Source organism: Pseudomonadota bacterium (genome assembly GCA_010028905.1).
GTDB lineage: Bacteria > Vulcanimicrobiota > Xenobia > RGZZ01 > RGZZ01 > RGZZ01.
Genome location: RGZZ01000682.1, coordinates 1 through 2,047 on the forward strand (window position 1 = coordinate 1; position 2,047 = coordinate 2,047).

The following is a 2,047-nucleotide window of genomic DNA, read 5'->3' on the forward strand; positions in this document are numbered from 1 at the left end:
GAGGGTGTTCACGCCTTTTCCCTGGCGGTCGTCGGCGTTGCCGCCTTCGACTCCCAGAGCGTACCACGGGGGCCGGGGCGCGTCAACGTGTGAATTGCTGTGGAACCCTGTGGATAAGCCGATCCCGGCGCGTGGTTGTGGCGAAAAAGATGTGCAGAAGATTTTTTGGGGGGACGCGGTTCACCGTCGAACGTGTGTGTCGAGCGGTCAGCGAAGATGTTCACAACCGTGTGCTTAATGTTCACACCGTGACAACACCGTGGAAACACAGCACGCGTGCTCTGTTCATCATCGGTCTCTATGATGGGCACATCAGCGAAGGAAAGGGAAGTGGACCGATGATCACAGTTGCGCGACCAAACCAGGGCGCCTTGCTCTCGAGCGTGTCTTCGCGAGCGACCGCAGCAGCGCCAGAGACGCAGGGCAGTGAAGCGCCTCAGCGACAGGACAGTGTAACGCTGAGTCCTGAGGCCCTCGCGTACGTAGACCCGGACGAGATGGGCAAGTCGATGCGTGAGGTGGGGAGGGTGGTCGGTGGCGTAGGTGGCTCCGCTGTTGATGCTGCTGCTGCGTTTGGCACGGGACAGCCTGAGGCCGCGCTCTTGACCGTGCCCGCCGGGCTTGCAGCGGGTTCTGCGATGGGGATGGGGGGTGGCTATGCCGCCGGGGTCGTCACGGCCCACGCCCTCAACACCGCCGAGACTGTGGTTCGCGGTACGGGAAGAGCGATCAACGCTGGTGTGAACGGCGTCTATAACGCGGTGACGGGCGCGTACAGCTGGGCGACTGGGCAATGAGCTTCTTCAATAGACCGCGCGTACGATTCGCCCTCACTCAAGCCACGCGCCTCGCCGTGCTTCTTGCGTTCATCGCGCTTCTGCCCGAGTCGCTGCAGCGATGGACGTGCCTCTGCAGCACGCTTGTGCTGGTCTGCTTTGGGCTGACGTACCTGCTGACAGCGATCGGGCTGAGCTTGAACGCGGCCGTCTTGATCAGCACCACGGCTCAGGTTGTGTGCGGGTTTCCCACGTTCATGACATTTCGCCGCGAGTCGCTGCTGGTAGACCTGGTCGAGAAGCTCATTGTATTCGCCATCTTGTGGTGGGTCTTTCGGCCTTTGACGCGAGGGCTGTCGACGCGTCGCTGTTCGCTGAGAGATGCGTAGCTGCCGTCCGCTGTCCTGCGTGCAGCGCAGGGCGTTGCGCGTTCCACGTGCGAGGGCCTCTGTCGGCGTGCCCCGACCCGAGGTGAGGTTCGACGAGCCAGCCTGCGATGTTCAGGGGGCTGGACGAAGAATTCACTGTGGCTTCAGACACGGCTCACCCTTTGACGCGTATGCGTGAGCTCACGCAGAGGAATGGATGAGAGGACAGGACTTCGATGAATACGCTCAGCCTCTTCAAGCCCACGTGATTGATGCAGTACGCGCAGGCTGCACCCGCGGCGCAAGCCATCGGCAAGCCCGCGACGGGGGCTGCGAGCGATTCTTGTCAGCCCACGGGTTTTGCGGCCAGCTTTGACGCCGCAGCGAGCGCAGTGGCCCGAGGCGCCTGCCGTGTGGGTGGGGCCTGTGCCGCGATCTCTGGTGGAGGGGCGGCGGTTTCAGGCGTTCTGCACGCAGCCGTATTCACCCCCGTCGTGGGTACCGGTACCGCGGGATGCGCTGTGTTGGCCGGGGTCATCGTTGTGGCAGGCGGACTGGGCTGCGCAGGGTGAAAGGCCGGCAGCTGGGTGGCTGAGAAGGCGATGGCGCTCTCTGACAAGATAGGCCAGGCCGTCGGTCAGAAGACGGGTTCGCAATCGCTCGCCACCGTGGCGCGCATTGCCCTCAAGTTCGCGCTCGGCCTGAGCCTGGTTGCCACGGGTAGCATCAAGATCAACGGGCTCGCGATCAGCGTGGCAGTGCCTGCGGCCTGTTACGTCGCCAGCGACGCGCTGGCGCGCCACCTCGGTCGTGGGGGGGGATGAGCGCATATGTGCTCAAGGTCGTGGGGATGAGCGCATATGTGCTCAAGGTCGTGGGGATGAGCGCATATGTGCTCAAGGT

3 protein-coding genes are annotated in these 2,047 nt (G+C 63.6%); all 3 read left to right on the plus strand.

What is annotated here, in order from left to right; translation table 11 throughout:
- Window positions 1–338: 338 nt before the first annotated feature.
- The 3 genes from EB084_24295 (at window position 339) to EB084_24305 (ending at window position 1,968) form a co-directional block, all read left to right on the plus strand.
- On the plus strand, window positions 339–797 hold the full coding sequence (locus EB084_24295; protein NDD31384.1) for a hypothetical protein: 459 nt from the start codon (window positions 339–341) through the stop codon (window positions 795–797).
- A complete protein-coding gene (locus tag EB084_24300; protein ID NDD31385.1) occupies window positions 794–1,165 on the plus strand; it encodes a hypothetical protein in 372 nt (123 codons plus the stop codon). The genes EB084_24295 and EB084_24300 overlap by 4 nt, the downstream gene beginning before the upstream one ends.
- A 566-nt stretch (window positions 1,166–1,731) precedes the next feature.
- Window positions 1,732–1,968 carry a hypothetical protein gene (locus EB084_24305; protein NDD31386.1) on the plus strand — a complete coding sequence of 79 codons (237 nt, stop codon included), beginning with the start codon at window positions 1,732–1,734 and terminating at the stop codon, window positions 1,966–1,968.
- Window positions 1,969–2,047 lie beyond the last annotated feature (79 nt).